The organism is Hydrogenophaga sp. 2FB (assembly GCF_005503365.1).
Taxonomy (GTDB): domain Bacteria; phylum Pseudomonadota; class Gammaproteobacteria; order Burkholderiales; family Burkholderiaceae_C; genus Hydrogenophaga.
Map to the genome: position 1 here is coordinate 1 of NZ_SCML01000065.1, position 20,662 is coordinate 20,662.

Here is a 20,662-nt window from a genome sequence, read left to right on the forward strand (position 1 = left end):
GACCCCACCGCCGCCGAGCCCATCGACCTGGTGATCTTTGGCGGCGCTGGCGACCTCTCGGTGCGCAAGCTGCTGCCCGCGCTGTACATGGCGCACCTGCACCACAACCTGCCCGACGCCACGCGCATCCATGCGCTGGGCCGCCAGCCCTGGGACCGCGATACCTTCACCGCCTTCGTCCACGACAAGGTGCGCGGCTTCATCGCTCCCGAGTCGCTGGACGAAGCCGCGTGGCAGCGCTTCGTGGCGCGGCTGAACTATGTGTGCCTCGACGCCACGCAGGCGGCCGACTTCACGAACCTGGCCAGCGCGCTGCAACCCGGCTCGCTGCGCGTGTTCTACCTCGCCACCGCCCCCACGCTGTTCACCGCCACCTGCGCGAACCTGCATGGCGCGGGCCTGATCGATGAGCGCTCGCGCGTGGTGCTGGAAAAACCGCTGGGCCACGACCTGGCCTCGGCGCGCGCCATCAACGACGAGGTGGGCCGCTACTTCAGCGAAGCGCAGACCTTCCGCATCGACCACTACCTGGGCAAGGAGACCGTGCAGAACATGATGGTGCTGCGCTTTGGCAACACCATCTTCGAACCGCTCTGGCGCAGCCCCTACATCAAGAGCGTGCAGATCACCGTGGCCGAGTCGGTCGGCGTGGGCAGCCGCGCCGGCTTCTACGACGGCACCGGCGCGCTGCGCGACATGGTGCAGAACCACCTGCTGCAGCTGCTCTGCATCGTGGCCATGGAGCCCCCGGTGTCGCTCGACCCCGACGCCGTGCGCGACGAAAAGTTGAAGGTGCTGCGCTCGCTGCGCCCCATGACCGTGGCCGATGTGGCGCGCGACACCGTGCGCGGCCAGTACACCGCCGGTGCATCGAATGGCGACAAGGCCGCGGGCTACCTGCAGGAAGCCAACGTGCCCGCCGACAGCACCACCGAAACCTTCGTCGCCCTGCGCGCGCACATCAACAACTGGCGCTGGGCCAACGTGCCGATCTTCCTGCGCACCGGCAAACGCATGGCCGAGCGGCGCTCGGAGATCGTCATCGAATTCGCCGACCTGCCCTACACCATCTTCCCCGACGCGCCGCGCCAGCCGGTCAACCGCCTGATGATCCGCCTGCAGCCCGAGGAACACGTGCAGTTGCAGATGATGGCCAAGGAACCCGGCAGCGGCATGCGGCTGCGCCCGGTGAGCCTAAACCTCGATCTGGAATCGGCCTTCAGCGCGCGCCGCGCCGAGGCCTACGAACGCCTGCTGATGGACGTGATCAAGGGCCGCCTCACGCACTTCATGCGGCGCGACGAACTGGAGGCCGCGTGGACCTGGGTCGAGCCGATCATCGATGGCTGGAGCACCCTGCACGAGAAGCCCCGCCCCTACACCGCCGGCAGTTGGGGGCCCGCGGCCTCGTCCGCTCTCATGGCGCGCGAAGGCTCCGCTTGGGCCGAAGAGGTTTGAGCCCATGAACCCGCGCGACGACGGCCTGGTGCCCCCACCCCTGCTGCAGGTGCACACCGCCAACAGCGCGGACCATCTCGCGCGGCAACTGGCGCAGCACATGGCGCGCCGCTTGCGCAAGGCCATCACCACGCGCGGCCATGCGGTGCTCGCGGTGTCGGGGGGCAAGTCGCCGGTGGCCCTGTTCGAGCAGTTGCGCCAGCAGCCTCTGGAATGGGACCACGTGACGGTGCTGCTGGTGGACGAACGCTGTGTGCCGCACACCCACCCCGACAGCAACAGCGCGCTGGTGCGCACCCATTTGCTGCAAGGCGCGGCGGCCAAGGCCAGCTTCGTGCCCTTCTTCGACCAGGTGCCCGACGTGCTTGACGACGCCGCGCTCGACGCCCTGGCCGATGGCGCCAACGCGCGCCTGGCGGCACAGCCCTGGCCCATGGACGTGGCCGTGCTCGGCATGGGCGAAGACGGCCACACCGCCTCGCTGTTTCCCGGCGCGCCGCAGCTGCCCAAGGCCTTGCACCACAGCGGCCCGGTGACCTGGCTGCGCCCACCGGCCGCACCCCACGTGCGCCTGACCCTCACCCTGCCCGCCTTGTTGACCACGCACGAGCTGATGCTGTCGATCACCGGCGCCACCAAGCTGGCCGTGTACCAACAGGCCTGTCGGGCCGCTGATGAAAACCTGCCGATCTCGCTGGTGCTGAACCAACACGTCACACCCGTCAGTGTCTGGCTGGCCTGAAAAAAATCGGAACCCCACGATGACAACCAACGCCCCACTTCACCCCACCCTGGCCCACGTCACGCGGCGCATCACCGAGCGCAGCGCCGCCACGCGCGCCACCTACCTCGCCGCCATGGCCGCGCAGCGCAAGAGCGGCACCCAGCGCACCGGCATGGGATGCGCCAACATGGCCCACACGACGGCAGCGCTGCCGCTGGCCGACAAGCTCAAGATCCACGCCGAGCGCGCGCCACACCTCGGCATCGTCACGGCCTACAACGACATGCTCTCGGCCCACCAGCCGTACGAGACCTACCCGCAGAAAATCCGCGACCACGCGCACGCGCTCGGCGCCACCGTGCAGGTGGCCGGAGGGGTGCCCGCCATGTGCGACGGCATCACGCAGGGCGCGGCCGGCATGGAGCTCTCGCTGTTCTCGCGCGATGTGATCGCGCTCTCCACCGCCGTGGCGCTCACGCACAACGTGTTCGATGCGGCGCTGTTCCTCGGCATCTGCGACAAGATCGTGCCCGGCCTCTTCATGGGCGCGCTGCAGTTCGGTCACCTCAGCGCGGTGTTCGTGCCCGCGGGCCCCATGACCTCGGGCCTTTCGAACGACGCCAAGGCCAAGGTGCGCCAGCAGTACGCGCAAGGCCTGGTGGGGCGCGAGGCGTTGCTCGAATCCGAAGCACAGGCATACCACAGCCCCGGCACCTGCACCTTCTACGGCACCGCCAACAGCAACCAGATGCTGATGGAGATCATGGGCCTGCACCTGCCCGGCGCCTCCTTCGTCAACCCCGGTACGCCGCTGCGCGACGCGTTCACGCGCGGCGCGGTCAAGCGCGCCGTCGCCAACACCGGGCGCACCGGCGAGCCCGCGCTGTGCCTGGCCGACATCGTGACCGAGAAGAGCATCGTCAACGCCATCGTGGGCCTGCTCGCCACGGGCGGCTCCACCAACCACACGCTGCACCTGGTGGCCATGTCGCGCGCGGCCGGTGTGCTGATCGACTGGGACGACCTCGCCGAACTCTCGCACGCCGTGCCACTGCTGGCGCGCGTGTACCCCAACGGCAGCGCCGACGTGAACCACTTCCACGCGGCCGGCGGCATGGGCTTCCTCATGAAAGAACTGCTCGGTGCGGGCTTGCTGCACGCCGACGTGAACACGGTGATGGGCGCGGGCCTGGAGGCCTACACGCGCGAAGCCTGGCTCGACAACGGCCAGCTCGCCTGGCGCCCGGCCCCCGACCAGAGCGGCGACCTGGCGGTGCTGCGACCGGTGAGCGACCCCTTCAGCGCCGACGGCGGCCTGCGCCTGCTGCAAGGCAACCTGGGACGCAGCGTGGTCAAGGTGTCGGCCGTCAAGCCCGAACACCGCGTGGTGCGCGCCCAGGCCGTGGTGGTGAACGACCAGCAGGACCTGCTCACGCTCTTCAACGAAGGCAAGCTCGAGCGCGACCTGATCGCCGTGGTGCGCTACCAGGGCCCGCGCGCCAACGGCATGCCCGAGCTGCACAAGCTCACGCCACCCCTGGCCGTGCTGCAGGACAAGGGCTTCAAGGTGGCGCTGGTCACCGACGGCCGCATGTCCGGCGCATCGGGTAAGGTGCCCGCCGCCATCCACCTCACGCCCGAGGCCCTGGCCGACGGCCCGATCGCGCGCGTGCGCGACGGCGACTGGATCACGCTCGACTGCGAGCGTGGTGTGCTCGAACTCGAGGTGGAGGCCAGGACCCTGGCCCGTCGCAAGACCGTGCACCCCGACCTCACGGGCAATGCGCACGGCAGCGGACGCGAGCTGTTCGGGCTGTTCAGGCAGCAGGCCGGCGCGGCCGAGCTGGGGGCTTCGCCATTGTTTGGAGCACTTTGACAACGCCAACGAAACACACCACACCATGACCACCACCTGCTTCACCCGCCCCAGTTTCAAATCCCGCGTCGTGCCCGTGATCGTGCTCAAGGACGCCGCCCATGCCGTGCCGCTGGCCCATGCGCTGCTCGAAGGCGGCATCGACGTGATGGAGATCACCCTGCGCTCCGGCGTGGCGCTGCAAGCCATCGAGGCCGTGGCGCGCGACGTACCGGCGATGCATCTCGGCGCCGGCACTGTCACCCGCGCGGCCGAGGTGCCGCAGGTGATCAACGCGGGCGCGACCTTTGCCCTCTCACCCGGCTGCACCGACGCACTGGTGGACGCGGTGCGCACGGCGAACCTGCCCTTCATTCCCGGCGTGATGACCCCCGGCGAGGTGATGCGCGCCCGCGACCAGGGCTTCACGCTGATGAAACTTTTCCCCGCCGCCCAGGCCGGTGGCATCGCCATGCTCGCCGCCCTGGGCGCACCCTTGCCCGACGTGCGCTTCTGCCCCACCGGCGGCGTGAGCACCGAGAACCTGCGCGCCCTGCTGTCACTGCCCAATGTCGCCATGGCCGGCGGCTCCTGGCTCACCCCGGCCGACGCGCTGCAAAGTGGCGACTGGAAGCGCATCACGCAACTGGCGCGCGAAGCGACCGCCCTGGCGGCTGGCGTCTAATGGCTGCTCGACCGAACCCCAGAACCGCCATTCACGAGACATGACCCAGCCCACCTCCCTGCCTGCCTGGGCGCAGCTGCAATCGCTCGCCGCGGCACCCCAGCCCCACCTGCGCGACGTGTTGCCGTCCGATACGGGCCGCGCCGCGCGCATGAACCTGAAAGCCGCCGGCATCGAGCTCGACGCCAGCCGCCAACGCGTGTCGCCCGCGATCCAGCAGGCCTTGAACCACTTGGCCGAGCAAGCCGGCGTGGCCCGGCAACGCGACGCCATGTTCAAGGGCGAGCACATCAACAACACCGAAGACCGCCCGGTGCTGCACGTCGCCCTGCGCGGCGACCCCTTGCACACGGGCCCCTGGGGCACGGCAGTGCAGTCCGACGTGCAACGCGAACTGGCACGCATCTGCGACTTCGCCGAAGCGCTGCGCGCCGGCACCGTGCGCGGCCACGCGGGCGACGCCATCACCGACGTGGTGAACATCGGCATCGGCGGCTCCGACCTCGGCCCGCGCATGGCGGCCGATGCCCTCGCCCATCTGGCGCACCCGGGCGTGCGCGTGCATTACGTCTCCAATCCCGATGCCTGGGCGCTGTGGAGCGTGCTGCGCCACCTCGATGCGAAACGCACGCTGCTGATCGTCTCCAGCAAGACCTTCACCACGCAGGAAACACTCACCAACGCCGCGAGCGCGCAGCGCTGGCTCACCGACAACGGCTGCCCGGCCGATGCGCTGTCCCGGCATCTCGTGGCCATCACCGCCTCACCCGCGCAAGCGGCGAAGCTCGGCTACCCGGCCGAGCGGACCTTTCTGTTCTGGGACTGGGTGGGCGGGCGCTACTCGGTGTGGTCGGCCCTGGGCCTGCCGCTGGCCATTGCCATCGGCGCCGAGCACTTCCGCCTGTTCCTGGCCGGCGCGCGCGCCATGGACGAGCACTTCCGCAGCACGCCACTGGCGCAGAACCTGCCCGTGCAGATGGCGCTGCACGGCCTGTGGAACCGCAACTTCCTGCGCCTGCCCACGCATCTCATCGTGCCCTACGCCTCGCGCCTGGGGCGCTTTACGCCGTTCGTGCAGCAGATGGACATGGAGTCCAACGGCAAGCACACCCACCTGGATGGCACACCCGCCACGGTCGACACCGGGCCCATCGTCTGGGGTGGTCTCGGCATCGATGGGCAGCACGCCTACTTCCAGCTCATCCACCAGGGCAAGCACACCGTGCCGGTGGACTTCATCGGCGTGCAGAACGAAGACACGCCCTTGCCACTCGCCGCCACGCACCACGAGGTGGTCAACCTCAACCTGCGTGCCCAGGCAGAAGCCATGGCCTTCGGCCGTTCGTTGACCGACACACAGGCTGCGCTGCAGAAAGAAGGCCTGAGCGAGTCCGAGGCGCGCGCGATGGCGCCGCACCGCAGCTTCGACGGCAACATCCCCAGCCACATCCTCTGGCTCGACCGCCTGGACCCGGCGCGCCTGGGTGCGCTGATCGCGCTGTACGAGCACAAGGTGTTTACCCAGGCCGCGATCTGGAACATCAACGCCTACGACCAGTGGGGCGTGGAGCTGGGCAAGACGATGGCGAAGGCCATGGCGAAAAACGCCGCCGCGTAGCCCTTACCTTGCACTGCAGCATTCGGCGGAGCTGAAATTCAGCTGACGCAGTCTGTGCGCCACCGCACAAAACAATACGGTATAGGGTATAAATCCGCACACCGAGCCGGTAGGAAGACTCACTCAGGCCCATGTAGGCACACCCGGAAAGCATCCATAAGCATGCAAAGAGTCAAGACTTTTTTCAGTACTTTGACGTCGATCCTTTCGTCGAATACGGAGACGACTTCAAAAACGCCCGACCCCCAGGCGATGCTGCTGATTCAGAAGTCCATGTTGCGTGTGCTCGGCGTGCGTGGCGCAGAGCTGAACCCCCAGCTGGAACACCGCATCCGCTTCGCGCCGAGCATCGAAGCGCTCTGGTTCCTGCGCGCCGACCTGGCCCAAGCCCTCTGCCTGCAGCGCGACGAAGCCAGCGCCTTGCTCGCCGTGTCCGACCTCACCCCCTTGTTCGAAGGCAACGTGTCCAAGGCGCAACTGCAGGCCTACCAACACAGCCATCGAGGCCCCCGGCGCATATCCCCAACGCGGCTGCGCAAATAAGCTCAGGCCAGGCCGCCGTTGGCGCGCAGCACCTGGCCATTGACCCAGCTCCCCGCCGGGCTCACCAGAAACCCCACCACCGACGCGATATCGCCGGGTTCACCCAGCCGTTGCAGTGGCGGCATGTTGGCGAAGGTCTGTATCTGCTCGTCGGTCTTGCCTTCAAAAAACAGCGCCGTTGCCACCGGGCCGGGCGCTACCGCGTTGACCGTGATGCGGCGGCCGCGCAGTTCTTTGGCAAACACCTGCGTGAGCGACTCGACCGCGGCCTTGCTCGCGATGTAGACACCGTAGCCGGGCAGGTTCAACGCCACCGTGGTGCTGGAGAAGTTGACGATGCGCCCGCCCTCGTTCAAGCGCGTGGCGGCTTCGCGCAAGGTGTTGAAGGTGCCGCGCACGTTGATGTCAAACGTCTGGTCGTACAGCGCGTCGCTGGTCTGCGCCAGCGGCTGCGTCTTGAGCACGCCGGCGTTGTTGACCAGCACGTCGACCTGGCCGAGTTGCTGCTCCGTGGCGTCGAACAGGGCGCGCACCTCGTCGGGCCTGGACACGTCGGCCCGCACCGCGATGGCGCGCGCGCCACCGGCGCGCAGCTCGGTCACCAGCACCTCGGCGTCGGCCGCGCCCGACATGTAGTTGACGGCCACGGCGCAACCGTCCGCCGCAAGGCGGCGGGCAATGGCCGCGCCGATGCCGCGCGAGGCGCCGGTGACGATGGCGACCGGGGAAGAAGGGATGGAAGGCGTGTTCATGAGGTGTCCTTGTGCGGCAGTGGAGGGATGCAGCGAATCATGAACTGTTCGGATAAAGAGATCATTGACATTAAATTAGAAACATAATTCGAATTTCACAAACAATAGACCGGGACATGGACCGATTTCAGGAAATGCAGGTGTTCGTGCGCATCGCCGAGCGCGGCAGCTTCACACAAGCCGCCGACGACCTGCAGTTGCCGCGCGCCACGGTGAGCAACCTGATCCAGCGGCTGGAAGCGCGTCTGGGTGTGCGGCTGCTGGAGCGCACCACCCGCACGGTGCGGCTCACACCCGACGGCGAGGCCTACCGACAGCGCTGCACGGGCCTGCTGGCGGACCTGGAAGAAGCCGACGGCCTGTTCCGCGAAACCAACCCCAAAGGCCTGCTGCGCGTGAACCTGCAGGGCACGCTGGCGCGCAACTTCGTGGTGCCGGCCCTGCCCGACTTTCTCGCGCGCCACCCACAACTGGAACTGCACCTGGGCGAAGACGATCGGCTGGTCGATCTGGTGCGCGAAGGCGTCGACTGCGTGCTGCGCGCGGGCCCCTTGCGCGACTCCTCGCTGGTCGCGCGGCGCGTGGCGCTGCTGCGGCAGATCACCTGCGCGAGTCCCGCTTATCTGGAGCGGTTTGGCGTGCCCGCCACCTTGGAGGCGCTGTCCGGCCACCGCGCGGTGAACTACCTCTCCAGCGCCACCGGGCAGGCGCTGCCGCTGGAGTTCACCGTAGGCGGCGCGGTGCAGCACCTGGCCTTGGGCAGCGTGGTGTCCGTGACGGGCGCCGACCTGTACGCGGGTGCTGCCGTCGCCGGCCTCGGCCTGGTGCAGGTGCCGCGTTACCGCGTGGCCGACGAACTGGCCCAAGGCCGATTGATCGAGGTGCTGGCCGACAAGCCACCGCCGCCACTGCCCGTGTCGGTGCTGTACCCACACAGCCGGCAACTGTCGGCGCGCGTGCGGGTGTTCACCCAGTGGCTCGGCGAGGTGTTCCGAGGCGTGGACTGAACCACGCGGCGCGACGCACCCCATCGCCGTATGCTCCACCCATTTCAGCAGGAGAAACTATGAACATCGATTGGGCCAACTTCACCCCCTGGGCCTCGTTGGCCGGGGGCATTCTGGTGGGCATCGCCGCGGCGCTGTTCATCTTGTTGAATGGCCGCGTGCTCGGCGTCAGCGGCATCCTGGGGGGCCTGCTGCCGCCCAGGCTGGGCGATGCGGGCTGGCGCATCGCCTTTCTGCTCGGGCTTTTCAGCGCACCGCTGGTCTATCGCGCGCTGGCGCCCGAGAGCCTCGTTCGTGCGCCGCGCATCGACGCCAGCTTCGCCCTGCTGATCGTGGCCGGCCTGCTGGTGGGTTTCGGCACGCGCTACGGCTCGGGTTGCACCAGCGGCCATGGCGTGTGCGGCATCTCGCGCCTCTCACCGCGCTCCATCGTGGCCACCCTGGTCTTCATGGGCGCGGGCATGGTCACCGTGTACGCAGCACGCCAACTGTTCTGAGGAGAGCCCACATGCAACGCATCACCGAATTTCTCATCGGCCTGTTGTTCGGTCTGGGCCTCCTGCTCTCGGGCATGACCGACCCCGCCAAGATCCTGGGCTTTCTTGATCTGTTCGGCCTCTGGGACCCCTCGCTGGCCCTGGTGATGGCCGGCGCCGTGGGCGTGGGCTTCTTCGCTTTCGCGCTCATCCGGAAGCGCACCACCAATCTGTTGGGCGGCGCGCTGCACTTGCCTCGATCGAACCAGATCGACCGGCGTTTGCTGATCGGTGGCCTGGTGTTTGGCGTGGGCTGGGGCCTGGCGGGCTTCTGCCCGGGCCCGGCGCTGGTGTCCACCGCAGCGGGTGAAATCAAGGCCCTGGTGTTCGTCGCCGCGATGGTTGCGGGCATGTTCGTCTACAGCTGGGTCGATCGACGCGCTTGAGCCGCAGGACTGCGAGCGGAAGTCCCGATGCCCGGTCAGGTCGTGCAATTGACACCCGGGTAGGCCAAGCCTAGGATCATTGCCCCGCAAGGCCCGGCGGTCAGAGGGCCTCGGCGTCGACATCGGGCGACACGAACCACAACTTCCCGCCCCGGTGCAGCCGATTTTCACCTCAACCTATCAGGAGAAAAGCATGGCTGTATTCACGGGCAGCGAGTTCGACGACGTCCTCTTCGGCACGGACGAAGACGACAACATCTCGGGGCTGGGCGGCAACGACTTCCTGAGCGGCGAAGGCGGCAATGATGTGGTCGACGGCGGCGATGGCGACGACACACTGCAGGGAGACGGGTTCTTCGTCAAAGGCGCGGACACACTGACCGGCGGCGGCGGTGCCGACACGTTCGCCTTCCTGGTCTTCGACGGCGACTCGACCGCAGTGACGCTGGACACCATCACCGATTTTCAAGGCGCCGGCGTTGCCGGCGGGGATGATCTGTTCCTGATCCCGTCCTTCTTCGTTCCCAGCACCCTCCTCAGCTTCGGTGGCTTGAGCGCCACCCCGACCTCAGGCACGGCGCTCGGCGCCGCCGGAGACGGCGCGACAGCGATCTTCTTCGCCTTCGACAGCGGCAACACCCTCGTCTTCGGCGATACCAATGACGACGGTGCGTATGACGACGGCGACTTCACGGCCCGCATCGCCGGCACGCAGAACCTCACCGCGGCCGATTTCGGCGACACCAACTTCGTGATTGCCGGAACCGAGGGCGACGACACCATCAACGGCACCGAAGGCAACGACAACATCTTCGCGGGCGGCGGCAACGACACCGTCAATGCCCTCGGCGGCTCTGACCGCGTCGACGGCGGCAGTGGGGACGACACCATCAACGGCGGCGAGGGTGACGACCAGGGCGAATTTGCCGGGGGCATCGCCCTGCTCGGCGGCGAAGGGAATGACCAGGTCAACGGCGATGCCGGCAACGACTCGGCCGATGGCGGCGAGGGCAACGACGTCGTGCGCGGGGGGGACGGCGACGACTTCGTTTTCGGGGGATCCGGTGACGACCAGCTGGAGGGCAATGACGGCAACGACGCCCTGAACGGCAACAGCGGCAATGACACGCTCATGGGCGGCGTCGGCGACGACACCCTGAGCGGCGACGACATCTTCGCCGGCGTGATCGGCGCCGACACCCTCACGGGCGGCGCCGGTGCCGACGCCTTCGCCTGGCACGTCGGCAACGACAACTCGACGTCCACGGTGCAGGACCGCGTGACCGATTTCCAGGGGGCCGGCGTGGCGGGCGGCGACCTGCTGCAGCTGAGGCTGCCCTCATTTCCCCAGCTGCAACTCAGCTTCGGTGGCCTCCGCAGCCTGCCGGCCTTCGGCGCGGCCATGGGCACCGCGAGCGACGGACTGGCAGCGCTCCATTACGCATTCGTCGGCAACGACACGGTCATCTTCACCGATTCGGATGACGACGGCGTCTTCGAGGCCGACGATTTCGCGGTCCGGCTCACCGGCAGGCACAACCTGGTGCAATCGGACTTCCGGCTGATCAGCGACGCGGGCGACACCACCTTCGTCATTGCCGGCACCAATGGCGCCGACATCCTCAACGGCACGGGCGGCAATGACATCATTCTCGGCCTGGGCGGCGGCGACACCATCAACGGCAAGGACGGCAATGACCGCATCGATGGCGGCGCCGGCAGCGACACGATCAACGGCGGCGCCGGCGACGACATTCTGATCGGCGGTCTGGGTGGCGACGAGATGAGTGGCGGCCTCGGCAATGACGTCCTCACCGGTGGCGATGGTGGCGACACCCTCAACGGCAACGACGGCATCGACCGCATCACCGGCGGCGCCGGCAACGACATCATCAACGGCGGCGACGGTCGCGACACCGTCCTGGCGGGCGGGGATGGCAACGACACCGTGCGTGGCGGCGACGGCGACGACGACGTCGATGGTGATGCGGGCAACGACACGCTCTACGGCGGCAACCACAACGACGACATGTTCGGCGGCGATGGCAACGACATCATGTACGGTGACGCCGGCGACGACGAACTCTTCGGTGGCCTGGGCGCCGACCAGCTCCATGGTGGCGCGGGCGCCGACGAACTCGAGGCCGAGGAAGGCGCCGACACCGTCACCGGTGGTGCGGGGGACGACCAGTTCAACTTCAACGCTGGCGCCTTCCAGCCGGACTCGGTGTTCGCCGAGCAAGACGTGGTGACCGACTTCCAGGGTGCCGGCGCGGCCGGTGGCGACGTGATCCGGCTGACCAGCGGGACGTTCGCCTTCGTCGGCAATCTCGGTATCAACCCCAGAAGCGGCGCCGCCCTGCCAGGCGCCAATGACGAGCTGACACAGCTCGGGTATGCGCAACGCAATGGCAGCACCTACCTGATCGCCGACACCAACGACGACGGTGTGCTCAACGCCAACGACTTTGTCGTGCGGTTCGAGGGCATCCGCAACTTCACCGTCGACGACTTCGACAACACGGACTTCATCATTGCCGGCACCAACGGCAATGACGTCATCACCGGCACCGAAGGCGATGACCGGATCTTCGCGGCGGGCGGCGACGACCAGGTGTTGGCGCTGGGCGGCGACGATGAGGTGCACGGCGGCGACGGCAATGACACCCTCCATGGCGGGCTCGGCGGCTTCGATCAGTTGTTCGGTGAAGCCGGCGACGACACGCTGACGCTCGGCGGTGGCGGCACCGCCTCGGGCGGCGACGGCAACGACTTCCTGACGGGCAGTGACGACGTGTTCTCCTTCACCTCCCTGGAAGGGGGTGCCGGCAACGACACGCTGCAGGCCGGGGCCGGGAGCACATCGCTGGTCGACTTCGACGGCGGCGACGACATCCTGATCGGCGGGCAGCAGAACGATCAGTATTTCGGCGGCGCGGGCGCCGACCTGTTCGTGTTCGGGCCGCAATGGAACGACGGTGGCTTCGGGGAATTTGTCGAGGATTTCACCCGGGCGGACAACGACAAGATCGACCTCCGAAACTCGGGGCTGACCTTCAATGACCTGACGATCCAGGACAACGAATTTGGCGGCTTCTCGAGCATCGTCACGTCGACGCTGGGCCGGGTCGAAGTGAACGGGATGGGGTCGCAAGGCAACGGCCCACTCGTCGAGTCGGACTTCCTGTTCGCCTGAACCCGAAGCCCCAAGAAAAAACAGCAGCCCGAAAGGCTGCTGTTTTTCCACTGGTAGGCCGTGTTGGACTTGAACCAACGACCAAAGGATTATGAGTCCTCTGCTCTAACCAACTGAGCTAACGGCCCGAAGCGCAGAATTGTAGACGCCGCTTGCCGCCCGCATTCACTTGTGGTGGCTCAGCGCATTGCCCACCAGCTTGGACGTGACGTCCACGATCTGGATCATGCGCTCGTACGACATGCGCTGCGGGCCGATCACGCCCAAGGTGCCGACGACCTGGCCGTCCACCTCGTAGGGCGCGGTCACCACCGAGAGGTCTTCGTACGGCACTACCTGGCTTTCGCCGCCGATGTAGATGCGCACCCCATCGGCCTGCGCCGACACGTCGAGCAGCCGGATCAACTGGGTCTTCTGTTCGAAGAGATCAAACATGCGGCGCAGGTTGCCCATGTCGCTGGAGAACTCGCTGACCGACAGCAGGTTGCGCTCGCCGGAGACCACCACCGCGTCCTGCTCCTCGCTCGCCTCCGCGCCGATGTCCACCGCCGCCTTCATGAGATCGGCGATCTCGCCGCGCAGCGCATCCACTTCGGTCCTGAGGCGCTCGCGCACCGATTCCATGGTGAGCCCCGGGTAGTGCGCGTTGAGAAAGTTCGCGGCCTCGAGCAATTGCGGTTGCGTGAAATTGACCTGCGTGTGGATGATGCGGTTCTGCACCGTGCCGTCGGGCGAGACGATGATCACCAGCACGCGCCGTTCCGACAGGCTTAGAAATTCGATGTGGCGGAACACGGAAGCGCGGCGCGGCGCGGTGACCACCCCGACAAAGTGCGAGAGGTTCGACAACATCTGTGCCGCATTGCTGATCACACGGTGCGCCTGGCCCGCTTCGATGCCGGGGCCGGCCATGTCGTTGACGCTGGCCAGGTTGTCGCGCCGCACGGTGAGCATGGTGTCGACGAACAGGCGGTAGCCGCGCGCGGTCGGAATGCGCCCGGCCGAGGTGTGCGGGCTGGCGATCAGGCCGAGCTCCTCCAGGTCGCTCATCACGTTTCGGATGGTGGCGGGCGAAAGGTCCATGCCACCGGCCTTGGCGAGCGTGCGCGAACCCACGGGTTGACCGTCGGCGATGTATCGCTCGACGAGGGCTTTCAGCAACAGTTTGGCGCGGTCATCCAACATGGCTTCATTCTAAGGATGGACAGGGTCCCGTGCACCGCGCGCTCCACGGGTTTTATGCCATTCCACCACAGGGAAGCTGTGCTGTAATGCCCCGCATGACCCTGACCACGGACACCCGGTCCGCACCCTCCCGCTCGAGCAAGCCGCTGCGTTTTGCGCATGTGGCCATCGTCGGCAAGTACCACGCACCCGGTGCGCGCCATGCCGTCGACGAGATCGCGCACTTTCTGCACGACGAGGGTTGCGACGTGTCCCTGGAGCAGGAAACCGCCGCCAACACCGGCCTGGCCCAGTACCCTGCGCTGGCGGTGGCCGCCATCGGCAAGGCCTGCGATCTGGCACTGGTGGTCGGTGGCGACGGCACCATGCTGGGCATCGGGCGTCAGCTGGCGCGTTATGGCGTGCCCCTGATCGGCATCAACCAGGGCCGTCTGGGCTTCATCACAGACATTCCCTTTGACTGCTACCGGGAAACGTTGCGGCCCATGTTGCGCGGTGAATTCACCGAAGACGCCCGCACGCTGATGGCGGGCGCGGTCTGGCGCGACGGGCATTGCGTGTTCGAGGCCACCGCGCTCAACGACGTGGTGGTCAACCGCGGCGGCGTGGCCAGCATGATCGAGCTGCGGGTGGAAGTGGACGGCCATTTCGTGGCCAACCAGCGCGCCGACGGCCTGATCATCGCCTCACCCACCGGCTCCACCGCCTATGCGCTCTCGGCCGGCGGCCCTTTGCTGCACCCGGGCATTGACGGTTTCGTGATGGTGCCGATCGCGCCGCACACGCTGTCCAACCGCCCCGTGGTCATTCCTTCGCACAGCGAGATCGCGCTGGAAATCGTCTCCGGCCGCGATGCGAGCGCCAATTTCGACATGCAGTCCCTCACCAGCCTGCTGCACGGCGACCGCATCGTGGTGCGCCGCTCCGAGCATGCGCTGCGGTTGCTGCATCCCGTGGGATGGAGCTACTTCGACACCCTGCGCAAGAAGCTCCACTGGAACGAAGGCGGCTGAAAGGCCGGTCAAAATACGGCCGTTCCCCTTTTCATCTACCGCACCGCCCACATTCATGAGCCTTCGACGCATCGTTTTGCGCGACTTCGTCATCGTGCAATCCCTGGACCTGGAACTCGAGCAGGGCTTTGGCGTGCTGACCGGTGAGACCGGCGCCGGCAAATCCATCCTGATCGATGCACTGCAGCTCGCGCTCGGCGCCCGCGCCGACAGCGGCGTGGTGCGCGAAGGCGCGGCGCGCTGCGATATCGCCGCCGAGTTCGACGTGCCCGACTCGCTCACACCATGGCTGGAAGAGCAGGGTTTTGCGGCGGAAGACAGCCTGCTGCTGCGCCGCACGGTCGACACGGATGGCCGCAGCCGCGCCTGGATCAACGGCAGCGCGGCCACCGTCACCCAGCTCAAGGCCCTGGCCGATGGACTGGTGGACATCCATGGCCAGCATGCCTGGCAAAGCCTCACCCGCGCCGACGCGGTGCGCGACCTGCTCGACGCCTACGCCGGTATCGACACCGCGCCCGCCGCACAGGCCTGGGCGCAATGGCGGCAACGGCGCAAGGCGCTGGACGTTGCCACCGAAAAACAGAACACGCTGAAACAGGAGAGCGAGCGCCTGTCGTGGCAGATCGCCGACCTCGACAAGCTCGCGCCCCAGGCCGGCGAATGGGAAGAGCTCAACGCGCAGCACGGCCGCCTGGCCAATGCCCAGGCCCTGCTCGATGCGGCGCAGACGGCGGCGACCGCGCTGGACGAAGACGACGCCAACGCCGCTGCGCTGATCCACCGCGCGCTGAGCGCCTTGCAGGCCCAGGCGCACATCGAGCCGCAGTTTGCCAGCGCCATCGAAGCGCTCGAGGCGGCGCTCGCACAGGTGCAGGACACCGTGCATGTGCTACACCAATACGGCCGCCACACCGAGCAGGACCCCGCCAGCCTGGAAGCACTCGACCAGCGCCTCTCGCTGTGGATGTCGCTCGCACGGCGCTACCGCCGCACGCCCGAGGAATTGGCCGAGGTGCATGCGCAGTGGAAGACCGAGCTGGCCCAGGTGGACCAGGCGCTGGATCTGGACGCGCTGCAGAAAGCCGAGCGCGCCGACTGGAAAATCTTCACCGCGGCACTGCAAGCCGTCACCAAGGAACGCCAGAAGGCCGCGCCCAAACTCTCCAGGTCCGTCACCGCCACCATGCAGACGCTGGGCATGAAAGGCGGCGCGTTCGAAGTGGCGCTCTTGCCGCTGGACGAGCCGCAGGCCCATGGCGCGGAGCAGGTCGAGTTTCGTGTGGCGGGCCATGCGGGCGCCACGCCCAAGCCGGTCGGCAAGGTCGCATCGGGGGGTGAACTCTCGCGCATTGCGCTCGCCATTTCCGTCGTCACCAGCCGCCTGGGCCAGGCCCCCACGCTGATCTTCGACGAAGTGGATTCCGGCATCGGCGGCGCCGTCGCCCACACCGTCGGCCAGTTGCTGCGCCAGCTCGGCAAAGACCGCCAGGTGCTTGCCGTGACCCACCTGCCCCAGGTCGCGGCCTGTGCCGACCACCATTTGCTGGTCAGCAAGCAGGCCAACGGCCGCCAGACGCAGAGCACCGTGTCGCCCATCGCCGAAGACGCGCGCGTGCACGAACTTGCGCGCATGCTTGGCGGTGGCGAGCAATCCGAAATTTCGCTCGCCCATGCCCGCGAGATGCTGGCCGCCTGAGCTTTTTTCACATGAACCCGACAGAAGACACCTCCACCCAACTCGTGCTGATCACCGGCATGTCCGGCTCGGGCAAGTCGGTGGCGCTCACCGCGCTCGAAGACGTGGGTTTCTATTGCGTGGACAACCTGCCGCCCGAATTGCTGGAGTCCTTTGTCGACCTGCAGCAGAGCAACGGCACGCCCAAAATCGCTATCGCCATGGACGTGCGCAGCGCCGCGTCGCTGCCGGGGTTGCCTCGTCGCCTCGAAAAGCTCCGGGATCGCCCCAACGGGCCGGTGCAACTCACCACCGTGTTCCTCGACGCCACCACCGAAACGCTGGTGCGGCGGTTTTCCGAAACGCGGCGCCTGCATCCCTTGTCGCTCAAGCAGGCGCGGGATCAGCACCGTGCCCTCACGGAAGCCATCGAATACGAGCGCGAGTTGCTGGGCGAATTGCGCGAGCAAGCGCTGGTGCTCGACACCAGCCTGATCCGTCCGACCCGCCTGCGCAGCCAGGTCAAGGAACTGATGGGTGCCGTGCAGTCACCGTTGACGCTGGTGTTCGAATCGTTTGCCTACAAGCGGGGCATCCCCATGGACGCCGACTACGTGTTCGACGTGCGCATGCTGCCCAACCCGCACTACGAACCCGAGCTCAAACCCCTCACGGGGCTGGACGGCGCAGTGGCCAAATTCCTCGCCGCCCAGCCTGACGTGCAGCAGATGGAGCAGCAGATCACCGCGTTCCTGCGCCAGTGGCTGCCCCACATGGCGCGCGACCACCGCAGCTACGTCACGGTGGCGATCGGCTGCACCGGTGGGCAGCACCGCTCGGTGTACCTGGTGGAACAACTGTCCTATGCGTTCGCCACCGAGTGGTTCACGCGGGTGCGTCACCGCGAAAGCGACCAATGGCCGGGCCCTGACAGCCGGCTCCACGTCTGACCCGCCTCAGCGCACAGCGGTTAGTGGCTCAGTGATTGCAGCAGCAGCCGCACCGGCGCGGGAAGGCCGTGCGCGGCCAGGTCGGACGCGTTGACCCACTGCCCTGGCGGCAATGGTTGCACACGCCCGGCAGGGAGTTGCAGCAGCAAGGGATGCAAGCGCAACTCGCGGTGCGTGAGGCTGTGGGCCACCGGTTCGAGCGCCTCCAGCCGACCGCGCAAGCTCTCAGGCAATGCCGCCAGCAAGGCCGCCTCGTCGGCGTACACCGGCGGACAGTACAAACCCGCCCAGATGCCGCTGGACGGCCGGCGTTCAAGCCAGAAGCGCGGCTGCGCCGCGTCGCTCGCATCCCGCACCACCAACAGCCACCAGTTCTCGAAACGGCGCACCAGACGCCGCGTCTTGATGGGAAAGCGCTGGGTCTGTTCGGTCGCATGCGCCTGGCAGATGGGCCGCACCGGACAGCGGTCGCACGTCGGCTTGGAGCGCGCGCAGACGGTGGCGCCCAGGTCCATCAGACCCTGGGTGTACGCGGTCATGTCGTCGAGCGTGGGGCCCACTGGCAGCAGCCCCTGCGCCAAGGACCAGAGTTCGCGCTGCGGGCCCTGCTGGGCAAGATCGCCCTCGAACGCCAGCAGGCGGGACAGCACGCGCCGCACGTTGCCATCCAGAATCGAAATGCGCTCACCGTAGCAAAAGGCCGCGATCGCGGCCGCCGTCGAGGCACCGATGCCCGGCAAGGTTTGCAAGCCTTCTGCGGTGCGAGGAAAGACACCACCATGATCGCGCACCACCACTTGCGCGCAACGGTGCAGATTGCGCGCCCGGCTGTAATAGCCCAACCCGCTCCAGAGCGCCATCACCTCGTCGGACGAAGCGCTCGCCAAGGCTTGCACGTCGGGACAGCGCGCCAGGAATCGGGGGTAGTACGACAACACCGAGCTGACCTGGGTCTGCTGCAACATGACCTCGGACAACCACACGAGATAGGGGTCTCGGGTGTGCTGCCAGGGCAGGCCGCTGCGGCCCGCACGGCGTTGCCATTCAATCAGCAGCGGCGCGAAGTCGCTCGGCAGCACTGCATCGCCGGCATCCGCCGGCACAACCACTGCGCGGCTCATGCCACGAGTGCTTCGACGGGTTGTTCCTCTTCGGGAGCGGCCAGCAGGTGGTCGGTCAGTTCGCCGAGTTTGGTATCGAGCAGATTGAGCTCGGCCTGCTGCGACTGCAGTTCGCGGATGCGCTCGTCCAGCCCGCCCGCGGCCTGCTGGATGCGCGAGACCGCCTCGATGCGCCGGCTGAAGTTGCGGCGGCGTTCACGCAATTGCGCGTCCAGCTGCGCGGCCGCCGACTTGTTCCAGAGTTCAACCTCGTTGACGGCGGTGTCGTAAACCACACGCAGACGGCTCATGAGCGCGCGCGCCAGGCGCTCGGCGAACTCGGGCTGTGCCAGGCGCAACGCGTTGCCCAGGCTGAGGTACTGCAGATGGCTCTTCTCGATCAGGTCCAGGTCCCTGGCGTATTGCCCCAGCTTGGGCGACACAGGCGCCTGCAACGAGAAACCGTACTCTGCATTCAGGTTCTTGAAACTGCCTTCCAGCATGGACTGGATCTCGCCCGCCATGCGATCGGCCTTGGCGAGATCGCTGCGCAAGCGGTCGAAGGTGTGGTTGTAGGCGCGGCGCACGCCCAGCTTGATGCCGGGCTGCTTCAGCGTCTTGCCCAGCGTGGCCACCTCGGCCTTGAGGTGCGAGGCGCTGAGCATGGCGAAGAGGTCCTTGAGCAGGCGCAGGTGCACCGAGCGCACGGCCTGAATCTTGGCGCCGCTGGCGTCGAAGTCGGCCTGTTCCTGCTCGATGCGCAGGCGCATCTGCTTGATCACACCGGCGTTCTTGCCGCGCAGGCCTTCCAGTTCCTGAATCTGTTCGACCAGGTCACGCGCCCGCGTGTGCACCAATCGGCCGGTTTCCACCCGCAGCGCTTGAATGCCCTTGGCCACCACGGCGCTCAGGATCTTGCGGCGCTGGCCCAGCAGGTCTTCGCCCAGCGCGGTTTCCAGCTCCAGCAGATTGCTGGCCTCGAGCAGTTGTTTGTCGCGGTGCACCTTGGCCAGCAAACCCTTCTGGGCCGACACCGCCAGCACCTGGCGTGCCGGCACGCCCAGGATTTCGGCCGAGTCGGTGCGCTGCGAGGCAATCTGCAACTGCACCTGCTCGGGCGAACTCAGCGCATCCCACATGGTGTCGATCTTGTTGAGCACCACCAGGCGTGACTCGCGCCCTTCGCCCAGAACCGACAGGTGCTGGCGCCAGATCGTCAGGTCGGACTTGGTCACGCCGGTGTCGGCCGCCAGGATGAACACCACGGCATGGGCCTGAGGCAACAGGCTCACCGTGAGTTCGGGCTCCGCGCCAATGGCGTTGAGGCCCGGTGTGTCCAGAATCACCAGACCTTGCTTGAGCAAGGGGTGCGCCATGTTGACGAGGGCATGGCGCCATTTGGGCACTTCGACCATGCCATCGGGACCGGGCAAGGGGTTGTCGTCGGGCGCTTCGTCGTGCCAGAAACCCAGGGCGGCGGCCTCGGCCTGCGTCACCCGGCGCACCTCGGCCACCTTCTGGATCATGCGCGCCAGTTGCTTGGGGTCGTTCACGTCCAGGTCGACGCGCTCCCATTTGTCGGGCGCGTTGCGCCAGTCCTGCAAGGACTGCGGCTGCAGCCGCGACTCAATCGGCAGCAGGCGCAGGCAAGGCGGAATCTCCGCGTCGTAGCCCAGTTCGGTCGGGCACATGGTGGTGCGGCCCGCACTCGCCGGCATGATGCGCCGGCCATAGCCCGCGAAAAACACCGCATTGATCAGCTCGGACTTGCCCCGAGAGAACTCGGCCACGAAGGCCACCGTGATCTTGTCGTTCTTGACCTGGGCGTGGAGCTGGTCCAGCCGCTCGCGAACACCAGGCTCCATCAGGTCGTGATCCACCAGCCATTCGGATAGAAGTTTCAGACGCAAGGCAAACTGCTTGCGCCATATACCGTGCTGGTCGAATTCCTGATTGAAGCTCATGGGGCCTGATTC

The 20,662-nt window shown here is 67.1% G+C and carries 17 protein-coding genes and 1 tRNA gene; 13 read left to right on the plus strand and 5 right to left on the minus strand.

The window, feature by feature from the left end:
- The 6 genes from zwf to FFS09_RS26600 all read left to right on the plus strand — a co-directional run.
- Window positions 1–1,458: glucose-6-phosphate dehydrogenase (zwf, locus tag FFS09_RS26575; protein WP_252374535.1), on the plus strand; the 1,458-nt coding region annotated here is incomplete at its 5' end.
- A gap of 4 nt (window positions 1,459–1,462) precedes the next feature.
- Window positions 1,463–2,200: a 6-phosphogluconolactonase gene (pgl, locus tag FFS09_RS26580; RefSeq protein WP_137921936.1), complete on the plus strand. Its 738-nt coding sequence runs from the start codon at window positions 1,463–1,465 to the stop codon at window positions 2,198–2,200.
- A gap of 19 nt (window positions 2,201–2,219) precedes the next feature.
- Window positions 2,220–4,058, plus strand: coding sequence for a phosphogluconate dehydratase (edd, locus tag FFS09_RS26585; protein ID WP_137921937.1), 1,839 nt, complete (start codon window positions 2,220–2,222; stop codon window positions 4,056–4,058).
- 25 nt (window positions 4,059–4,083) lie between these two features.
- Window positions 4,084–4,722, plus strand: coding sequence for a bifunctional 4-hydroxy-2-oxoglutarate aldolase/2-dehydro-3-deoxy-phosphogluconate aldolase (eda, locus tag FFS09_RS26590; RefSeq protein ID WP_137921938.1), 639 nt, complete (start codon window positions 4,084–4,086; stop codon window positions 4,720–4,722).
- Window positions 4,723–4,762: 40 nt separating this feature from the next.
- Window positions 4,763–6,340 carry a glucose-6-phosphate isomerase gene (gene pgi / locus FFS09_RS26595; RefSeq protein WP_171020209.1) on the plus strand — a complete coding sequence of 526 codons (1,578 nt, stop codon included), beginning with the start codon at window positions 4,763–4,765 and terminating at the stop codon, window positions 6,338–6,340.
- 252 nt (window positions 6,341–6,592) lie between these two features.
- The gene (locus tag FFS09_RS26600; RefSeq protein ID WP_137921940.1) at window positions 6,593–6,883 is read left to right on the plus strand and encodes a hypothetical protein; all 291 of its coding nucleotides are present in this window, start codon (window positions 6,593–6,595) and stop codon (window positions 6,881–6,883) included.
- A 2-nt stretch (window positions 6,884–6,885) separates the two neighbouring features.
- On the opposite strand, the gene FFS09_RS26605 is transcribed toward FFS09_RS26600, so the two are convergent.
- A complete protein-coding gene (locus tag FFS09_RS26605) occupies window positions 6,886–7,635 on the minus strand; it encodes an SDR family oxidoreductase (RefSeq protein ID WP_137921941.1) in 750 nt (249 codons plus the stop codon).
- A 116-nt stretch (window positions 7,636–7,751) separates the two neighbouring features.
- Here FFS09_RS26605 and FFS09_RS26610 point away from each other — a divergent pair, with 116 nt between their 5' ends.
- From FFS09_RS26610 to FFS09_RS26625, 4 genes are all read left to right on the plus strand, one after another.
- Window positions 7,752–8,642 carry a LysR family transcriptional regulator gene (locus tag FFS09_RS26610; protein ID WP_137921942.1) on the plus strand — a complete coding sequence of 297 codons (891 nt, stop codon included), beginning with the start codon at window positions 7,752–7,754 and terminating at the stop codon, window positions 8,640–8,642.
- A gap of 59 nt (window positions 8,643–8,701) precedes the next feature.
- Window positions 8,702–9,139, plus strand: a complete 438-nt coding sequence (locus FFS09_RS26615; RefSeq protein ID WP_137921943.1) for a YeeE/YedE family protein — start codon at window positions 8,702–8,704, stop codon at window positions 9,137–9,139.
- 11 nt (window positions 9,140–9,150) lie between these two features.
- Window positions 9,151–9,564 carry a DUF6691 family protein gene (locus tag FFS09_RS26620; protein ID WP_137921944.1) on the plus strand — a complete coding sequence of 138 codons (414 nt, stop codon included), beginning with the start codon at window positions 9,151–9,153 and terminating at the stop codon, window positions 9,562–9,564.
- 193 nt (window positions 9,565–9,757) lie between these two features.
- Entirely contained in the window at window positions 9,758–12,760 is a 3,003-nt protein-coding gene (locus tag FFS09_RS26625) for a calcium-binding protein (protein ID WP_137921945.1), read from the plus strand.
- Window positions 12,761–12,811: 51 nt separating this feature from the next.
- Here the strand turns inward: FFS09_RS26625 and FFS09_RS26630 are convergent.
- Together FFS09_RS26630 and hrcA are read right to left on the minus strand one after the other, a co-directional pair.
- A tRNA-Ile gene (locus FFS09_RS26630) sits at window positions 12,812–12,888 on the minus strand.
- A 37-nt stretch (window positions 12,889–12,925) separates the two neighbouring features.
- Window positions 12,926–13,945: a heat-inducible transcriptional repressor HrcA gene (gene hrcA, locus FFS09_RS26635; RefSeq protein ID WP_137921946.1), complete on the minus strand. Its 1,020-nt coding sequence runs from the start codon at window positions 13,943–13,945 to the stop codon at window positions 12,926–12,928.
- Between the two features lie 95 nt (window positions 13,946–14,040).
- Between hrcA and FFS09_RS26640 the strand changes: the two genes are divergently transcribed.
- From FFS09_RS26640 to rapZ, 3 genes are read left to right on the plus strand one after another with little or no spacing between them, the layout of a single operon-like run.
- On the plus strand, window positions 14,041–14,958 hold the full coding sequence (locus FFS09_RS26640; protein WP_137921947.1) for an NAD kinase: 918 nt from the start codon (window positions 14,041–14,043) through the stop codon (window positions 14,956–14,958).
- 55 nt (window positions 14,959–15,013) lie between these two features.
- Window positions 15,014–16,657, plus strand: coding sequence for a DNA repair protein RecN (recN, locus tag FFS09_RS26645; protein WP_137921948.1), 1,644 nt, complete (start codon window positions 15,014–15,016; stop codon window positions 16,655–16,657).
- 11 nt (window positions 16,658–16,668) lie between these two features.
- The gene (rapZ, locus tag FFS09_RS26650; RefSeq protein ID WP_137921949.1) at window positions 16,669–17,586 is read left to right on the plus strand and encodes an RNase adapter RapZ; all 918 of its coding nucleotides are present in this window, start codon (window positions 16,669–16,671) and stop codon (window positions 17,584–17,586) included.
- Window positions 17,587–17,606: 20 nt separating this feature from the next.
- On the opposite strand, the gene mutY is transcribed toward rapZ, so the two are convergent.
- Complete coding sequence (gene mutY / locus FFS09_RS26655; RefSeq protein ID WP_137921950.1) at window positions 17,607–18,707, minus strand: A/G-specific adenine glycosylase; 1,101 nt, start codon at window positions 18,705–18,707, stop codon at window positions 17,607–17,609.
- Window positions 18,704–20,650, minus strand: a complete 1,947-nt coding sequence (locus FFS09_RS26660; protein WP_137921951.1) for a dynamin family protein — start codon at window positions 20,648–20,650, stop codon at window positions 18,704–18,706. Before FFS09_RS26660 ends, mutY begins: the two co-directional genes overlap by 4 nt.
- Window positions 20,651–20,662: the final 12 nt, after the last annotated feature.

Excerpts from the sequence above, each read along its gene's own strand:
- recN (WP_137921948.1), top strand. The coding sequence starts at position 15,014 with ATGAGCCTTCGACGCATCGTTTTGCGCGACTTCGTCATCGTGCAATCC.
- FFS09_RS26615 (WP_137921943.1), top strand. The coding sequence starts at position 8,702 with ATGAACATCGATTGGGCCAACTTCACCCCCTGGGCCTCGTTGGCCGGG.
- edd (WP_137921937.1), top strand. The coding sequence starts at position 2,220 with ATGACAACCAACGCCCCACTTCACCCCACCCTGGCCCACGTCACGCGG.
- mutY (WP_137921950.1), bottom strand. The coding sequence starts at position 18,707 with ATGAGCCGCGCAGTGGTTGTGCCGGCGGATGCCGGCGATGCAGTGCTG.
- eda (WP_137921938.1), top strand. The coding sequence starts at position 4,084 with ATGACCACCACCTGCTTCACCCGCCCCAGTTTCAAATCCCGCGTCGTG.
- FFS09_RS26620 (WP_137921944.1), top strand. The coding sequence starts at position 9,151 with ATGCAACGCATCACCGAATTTCTCATCGGCCTGTTGTTCGGTCTGGGC.
- pgl (WP_137921936.1), top strand. The coding sequence starts at position 1,463 with ATGAACCCGCGCGACGACGGCCTGGTGCCCCCACCCCTGCTGCAGGTG.
- pgi (WP_171020209.1), top strand. The coding sequence starts at position 4,763 with ATGACCCAGCCCACCTCCCTGCCTGCCTGGGCGCAGCTGCAATCGCTC.
- FFS09_RS26625 (WP_137921945.1), top strand. The coding sequence starts at position 9,758 with ATGGCTGTATTCACGGGCAGCGAGTTCGACGACGTCCTCTTCGGCACG.
- hrcA (WP_137921946.1), bottom strand. The coding sequence starts at position 13,945 with ATGTTGGATGACCGCGCCAAACTGTTGCTGAAAGCCCTCGTCGAGCGA.
- FFS09_RS26605 (WP_137921941.1), bottom strand. The coding sequence starts at position 7,635 with ATGAACACGCCTTCCATCCCTTCTTCCCCGGTCGCCATCGTCACCGGC.
- FFS09_RS26610 (WP_137921942.1), top strand. The coding sequence starts at position 7,752 with ATGGACCGATTTCAGGAAATGCAGGTGTTCGTGCGCATCGCCGAGCGC.
- FFS09_RS26640 (WP_137921947.1), top strand. The coding sequence starts at position 14,041 with ATGACCCTGACCACGGACACCCGGTCCGCACCCTCCCGCTCGAGCAAG.
- FFS09_RS26600 (WP_137921940.1), top strand. The coding sequence starts at position 6,593 with ATGCTGCTGATTCAGAAGTCCATGTTGCGTGTGCTCGGCGTGCGTGGC.
- FFS09_RS26660 (WP_137921951.1), bottom strand. The coding sequence starts at position 20,650 with ATGAGCTTCAATCAGGAATTCGACCAGCACGGTATATGGCGCAAGCAG.
- rapZ (WP_137921949.1), top strand. The coding sequence starts at position 16,669 with ATGAACCCGACAGAAGACACCTCCACCCAACTCGTGCTGATCACCGGC.